Below are 6000 nucleotides of genomic sequence, written 5' to 3'. Positions count from 1 at the left end.
GGCCGGCGAATCCCCCTCCCCCTTGAGGGGAGGGGTTAGGGGTGGGGATTGAGTGGCCGCGAAAGATTCCGGTTCGCCCGGCTGCTTTTTTGCGCCCCCCGCGCGCTCATATCCTCCCGCGAACGCCGCCAGGCTGGCCTTCACGCCCCGTCCCGAAGCCAGGATCGTCTTCTCGTAGTTTTCGCGCGCGAAAGGCAGCGCGCCGGAACCGGCAAGCGCGCCGAGCAGGCTGGCCGAGATCATCGAGCCGTTCTCGGCGGCGATCTTCTCCATGTCGAAGGCGATGAAGCGCTTTGCCGCATTTTCCGCCGTCGCGAGCACTTTGGCGGAAGGCGCGCGCCCGTCGCCGGGCTCGATCTTTTCCGATACCGCGGCGATGCGGTGCGCGGAGGCGATCAGCGTGGTGCGGTCGGCCGTCACGAAGCCGCGCATGATGGCGCGCCCCGCCTCCATCAGTTCGGCCGCGATCAATATGTCGACGTCGCCCGGCGAAGGCGATAGCGCGAACACCGGCTGCCGGCCGATATCGCGACACATCTCGACATAATAGATGGTCGCGCCGGTGCGCTGCGCCACGCCGGCCACCGAGGTCGATTGCGCGAGATAGCCGCTGCGCTCGGCGACATCGGTGATCCAGTCGGCCAGCACGCCGCCGCCCTGCCCACCGACCGCCAGCACGGCGAGCTTTATGATGCGGCCCTCATCCGCGTTCGGTTCGGTCGCAACAGCCGCTTTCATTTCAGGCATCCGCGAAGGTCAGCCGGCGTCGCTCGCGCCAGCCTTGCAGCCAGCCGATCACCTTGCGGCGCTGGCGCTCGGCGAAGCAATCCCAGCGGCCGGGATTGTGCACCACATCGGCGCGGTAGAAGGACGGGCAGAGCACTGCGGCATCCGCCACCTCGCCGCAATTGCCGCAGCCGACGCAACTCTGGTCGATATGGGCGACCGGATCGTCGCGCAGCGGGTCGTCGAGCGACTTGACCGACAGCGACGGACAGCCGGAAAGCCGCATGCAGGCGTGGTCGCCGGTGCAGATGTCCTCGTCGACGCCGAATTTCGGCTTCACGACCCGCTCGCCGCCCTTGATCGCCTTGTCGATCAAGGGCTTTTCGCGGCGCTGCCGGTTCAGCATGCATTCCGAGGAGGCGACGATGACCTTCGGCCCCTTCTCCTCGGTCGTAAGCGCCTCGCGCAGCGTGTCCTGCATCTTGCCGACATCGTAGGTGCGATCGAGGTGGCGCACCCATTTGACGCCCATGCCCTTCACCGCCTCGGTGATCGGATGCTTCGTCGCCTTGGAGCGGTTCTCGGCGCGCGACGACAATATGTCCTGGCCGCCGGTGGCGGCCGAATAGAAATTGTCGACGATGACGATGACGCCGTCATTCTTGTTGAACACTGCGTTGCCGATCGAGGAGGTCAGGCCGTTGTGCCAGAAGCCGCCATCGCCGACGAAGGAGATCGACCGCCGCTCGGCGTCGGGCGAATTGAATGCCGAGGCCGAGGCCGGGCCGAGGCCGTAGCCCATGGTCGTCGCGCCGAGTTCGAAGGGCGGCATGATCGAAAACAGGTGGCAGCCAATGTCCGAGGCGATGTGGTGCGGCCCGAGTTCCTGTTCCACGAGCTTGGTGGCGGCGAAGATCGGCCGCTCCGGGCAGCCGACGCAAAAGCCCGGCGGGCGGCCCGGCACGATCGCGGCCAGGTCGGTGATCTCATCGGCATTGCCGGTGCGGTTTGGCGCGCGGATCTGCACCGGCAGCATGTGCGGCGCGGCCTGGCGCAGGAAGGCGCTTACGCCATCCAGCATCACCTGACCGGTATACTCTCCGGCCATCGGCAGAAATTCCTTGCCGGAGATTTTCGTGCCGCGCCCGGCCTTGTGCAGCATTGCGGCGAAAGCCTGCTCGATGTAGTTCGGCTGGCCTTCCTCGACCACCAGCACCTCGTCCTTGCCTTCGCAGAAGCGCAGGAATTCGTCGTCGATCAGCGGATAAACGGCGTTGAGCACATAGATCGGGATTTGCGTTTCGCCGAAATTGTCAGCGAGTCCCATGCGCTCCAGCGCCCTTATGACCGCATTGTACATGCCGCCCTGGCAGACGATGCCGACCCTGGCGTCTTCCGGCCCGAAGAACTCGTTGATCTCTTGCGACTTGATGTATTCGACCGCCGCCGGCCAGCGCTTCGCCACCTTCTCCTTCTCGTGCAGGAAGGAGGCCGGCGGCAGCACGATGCGGCCGGTGTCGCGGCGCGGCGAGGACAGCGCGTCTGCGACCGTCATGGCCGGGCGTTTGTTTTCCCGGGCAGTGAAATGGCCGTGCACATGGCAGCAGCGGATGCGGACCAGCAGCATCACCGGCGTGTTCGAGGCCTCCGAGAGTTCGAAGCCGTGCTCGACCGCCTTCACGATCGACGGCAGGTTCGGCCGCGGGTCGAGCAGCCAGACCTGGCTCTTCATGGCGAAGGCATGGCTGCGCTCCTGCATGATCGAGGAGCCCTCGCCGTAGTCTTCGCCGACGATGATCAACGCTCCGCCGGTGACGCCGCCGGAGGCGAGGTTGGCCAGCGCGTCCGATGCGACATTGGTGCCAACGGTGGATTTGAAGGTGGCGGCGCCACGGATCGGATAGTGCACCGAAGCCGCCAGCATGGCGGTCGCCGTCGCCTCCGAGGCGCTCGCCTCGAAATGCACGCCGAGTTCGCCCAGAATATCCTGAGCGTCCGCCAGCACGTCCATCAGATGGCTGATCGGCGCGCCCTGGTAGCCGCCGACATAGCCGACGCCGCATTCGAGCAGCGCCTTGGTGATGGCGAGAATGCCCTCGCCCGAAAATTTCTCGCCCGCCCCGAGCCGGAGCTTTTCGACTTCCTTCGCAAAAGACCGTTCAGCCATGACAGGCCTCCATCAGCACGGGCGGGTGCACCTCGCCCCCTCCACCGCCTTCGGCGGTCCCCCTCCCCCGCTTCGCAGGGGAGGAACCAGCGTCGCCGCTGATCCTCCCCCGTTTACGGGGGAGGGGGACCATGCGAAGCATGGGGGAGGGGGCGAACAGGCGCACATCGCATTTATCCATCACCCTAAATCTCGTGCTTGCGAATATTCCGCAGCATCTTCTGCAGCGTCACGATCAGCGCCGAATATTCTGCCTCGTCTATGCCCGCGAACATCTTCTCGAATTCCTCGTGCATGGCCGGCCAGGCGCGGGCGAATTCGGCGCGGCCGTCGTCGGTCAAAAAGACCTTGCGCACGCGGCTGTCGTCCTCGCAGGCCTCGCGCCGCACCAGTCCCTGCGCCTCCAGCGCATCGAGCGTGCGGCTCATCGTCGACTGCTCGATCACCGTATAGACGGCGAGGTCGTTGACGGTGACCCCGCCGGCCACCGAAAGCACCGCCAGCGCCCGCACCTTGGGCACGGTCAGCCCCTGCTTCTTCAGGTCCTCTCGCAGGCTGGCATTGTAGCGGCCCATGATGCGGTTCATCAGGTAGGGCGCGAATTGCTGCAGCCCGATCTCGCCCAGCGTCGATGCACGCGGTTTCTTCTCGGGAACGCTCTGGTCCATCACAGCCTCCCCGCCAAGAGATAGCCGGAGCCGCCGCCCAGGCCCGCGCCGGGATGGGTCGAGGCGCCGATATGGTAAAGCCCCTTGATGCCGGTATCGTGGTTGCGGCTGCCCTTGAAAGGCCGCCACAGGAACGACTGGTCGATCGCCGACGACCCGCCATAGGGATCGCCGCCGACGAGATTGATGTTCATGGCTTCCAGATCGGCCGGCGAATAGGCCTTTCGCGCGATCACGCTGCCCCTGAAGCCGTCGATGTGGGCGGAAAGAATCGCCTCGGCGCGGTCGGCATAGGCTTCCCTCAGCGCCTCGTTCCATGCGCCGTCGGCAGGTGTTTCGAGCTTGCCGGCCGCATCGCCCTTGATGTGCCGCGGTGCTTCCGGAAGCTGCAGCCACAGGATGGCCTTGCCCTCTGGACAGCGTGACGGGTCGAGTGCGTGCGGCTGGCCGACGCAGATCGTCGGCGTCTCCGGCAGCATGCCGCGCGTGGCTTCGTTGCAGGCTTTCGAAACTCCGTCGAGCCCCGCCGTCAGATGCAGCAGCGCGACCTTGTCCAGGCCCTCGCCGCGCCAAGCCGGGATCCTGTCCAGCGCATAGTGGATCTGGAAATTGCCCTTGCCGTAGCGAAAGCGCTTCAGGTCTTCGGCCACACCCGCCGGCTCCCTGCCTTTCAGCAGTCGGCCGTAGAGCTGGGTCGGCGTGACCGAACAGATCCCGCTCTTCCAGGCAGCGATCTCCTTGCCCGAAGCGAGCCACACGCCAACCGCGCGGCCGTTCTTTTCGATAACGCTCTCCACATCGGCATTGACGCGGATCTCGCCGCCGCGCTCGGCGATCAGCTTCTCGAAAGCGGAAAGGATATTGCCTGCCCCGCCCCTGACGATCGGCGCGCCGGCCGCCTCCAGCGCGAACGCGATCACCTTGCTGATCTGGCCGGAGAAAGCGTCCTCCGGCCCGAGCCCGGCATGCAGCGCCCACGGCGCCCACAGCGCGCGCGAAAGCTCGGAATCGTAGGCGGTCTCCAGCCAGCCGCGCGCCGGCGTCAGCGCATCGCCGAAAAACGCCGCGAGCTTGCGTGGGCTGAGCAGCCACGCCTCGCGCGCCAGCATTTTTGCGGTTGGAAACGACCACATCGAGCCGCCGAGCAGGCCGAACAGCAGCCCGGCATTCGCCTCCACCGCGCCGACGTCGCGGCCGTACTGCTCGCCGTCGCCCGCCGATTCCGCATCGAGCGCCGCGATGTTGGCGGCGCGATCGGTGCGGTGGATGAGATGGGAGCCGTCGGGCCGCAGCACGCCGGTCGGCGTACCCGTGTTGCAGAATTCCAGCCCGTGCCGTGCCAGATCCTTGCCGAGCGCCGCGAAGGCCGGCGACGTGGTGAACAGCACGAAGGTCGTCGCCATCACATCATGGATGAAGCCCGGCGCGGTGATCTCATCCGTGCGGATGCAGCCGCCGATGCGGTCGTTGCGCTCCAGCACCAGCACCTTGGCGCCCTTGCCCGACAGCATCGCCGCGCAGACCAGCGCGTTGATGCCGCTGCCGACGATGATGTGGTCGGGCGCGCCCATCGCGGCGGCCCGCTAGCCTCGCGGCACGAGCGCCAGCACCCGGGTCGGGCTGCCGGTGCCGTTCTCGATCTTGAGCGGCGCCGCGATCAGGATAGCGCCCTTCGGCGCCAGCCTGTCGAGGTTGCAGAGGCTCGCCAGCCCGTAGCGGTTGGCCTTGTGCATCAGGCTGTGCGCCGGGAATGGCGGCTGCATGCCGCCGGCCTGCCCGGCGTCGGTGCCGATCGTCTCGCTGCCCCAGCCAATGGCGCCGGTCGAGATAATATACTCGATCGCCTCGGCCGTCGGGCCGGGCGTATGCGGGCCGGTGTCGTTGGCGTTCAGAAACTCGGCTTCCGAACCGTTCCGCTTGTACCAGTCGGTGCGCATCACCACCCATTCGCCCGGCTTGATCGCGCCATGCGTGGCCTCCCACGCCTTGATGTGGTCGACGGTCAGCAGGAAGTCGTCGTCCGCAGCCGCTTCTTTCGAGCAGTCGATGACGTTGACCGGCGCGACGAAATTCTTCGGCGCGATCGTGTCGGTCGAGCCGTCGGCATGGTCCTTGCCGGTGATCCAGTGTTTCGGCGCATCGAAATGCGTGCCGGAATGCTCGCCGAGCTTCAGCCAGTTCCACGCCCACCACGGACCCTTGTTGTCATAGGCGGAGATCTTGTGGATCTCGATCTTCGGCGTATCGACCGCCAGTTCCGGCGGCAGCTTGATCAGCGGCGTGTCCGGCCCCAGCACGGCCGACAGGTCGACCACCTCGACCCTGCCCGACAAGAGATGCTCGGCCAGATCGCCCAGAATGTTCTGCGTTCCCATTGTCTCGTCTCCCTCTTCCTCTGGATGCATGGCAAGGCTCGTCTTGGCCCTTAATCTTTCACTA

Annotated in this window: 5 protein-coding genes; all 5 read right to left on the bottom strand. The window is 66.2% G+C overall.

Annotated features, from left to right (window positions below):
• On the bottom strand, positions 1–738 hold a 738-nt coding region (locus tag MAXJ12_RS07060), incomplete at its 3' end, for an indolepyruvate oxidoreductase subunit beta family protein (RefSeq protein ID WP_244421453.1).
• Between the two features lies 1 nt (position 739).
• Positions 740–2893, bottom strand: a complete 2154-nt coding sequence (locus MAXJ12_RS07055) for a thiamine pyrophosphate-dependent enzyme (protein WP_008835113.1) — start codon at positions 2891–2893, stop codon at positions 740–742.
• A 185-nt stretch (positions 2894–3078) separates the two neighbouring features.
• Positions 3079–3561, bottom strand: a complete 483-nt coding sequence (locus tag MAXJ12_RS07050; protein WP_008835111.1) for a MarR family winged helix-turn-helix transcriptional regulator — start codon at positions 3559–3561, stop codon at positions 3079–3081.
• Positions 3561–5132 (bottom strand): phytoene desaturase family protein, encoded by a 1572-nt coding sequence (locus tag MAXJ12_RS07045; RefSeq protein ID WP_008835110.1) that lies wholly within the window; start codon positions 5130–5132, stop codon positions 3561–3563. The genes MAXJ12_RS07050 and MAXJ12_RS07045 overlap by 1 nt, the downstream gene beginning before the upstream one ends.
• Before the next feature lie 12 nt (positions 5133–5144).
• Complete coding sequence (locus MAXJ12_RS07040; protein WP_008835109.1) at positions 5145–5936, bottom strand: cyclase family protein; 792 nt, start codon at positions 5934–5936, stop codon at positions 5145–5147.
• Positions 5937–6000 lie beyond the last annotated feature (64 nt).

This window comes from Mesorhizobium alhagi CCNWXJ12-2, from assembly GCF_000236565.1.
GTDB classification, from domain to species: domain Bacteria; phylum Pseudomonadota; class Alphaproteobacteria; order Rhizobiales; family Rhizobiaceae; genus Allomesorhizobium; species Allomesorhizobium alhagi.
The sequence above is the reverse complement of the archived record's forward strand: the minus strand, read 5'-3'. Positions and strand labels throughout refer to the sequence as shown.

Bases quoted from the DNA above. Each gene is read 5' to 3' on its own strand.
- MAXJ12_RS07055 (WP_008835113.1), bottom strand. From the start codon at position 2,893: ATGGCTGAACGGTCTTTTGCGAAGGAAGTCGAAAAGCTCCGGCTCGGG.
- MAXJ12_RS07050 (WP_008835111.1), bottom strand. From the start codon at position 3,561: ATGGACCAGAGCGTTCCCGAGAAGAAACCGCGTGCATCGACGCTGGGC.
- MAXJ12_RS07045 (WP_008835110.1), bottom strand. From the start codon at position 5,132: ATGGGCGCGCCCGACCACATCATCGTCGGCAGCGGCATCAACGCGCTG.
- MAXJ12_RS07040 (WP_008835109.1), bottom strand. From the start codon at position 5,936: ATGGGAACGCAGAACATTCTGGGCGATCTGGCCGAGCATCTCTTGTCG.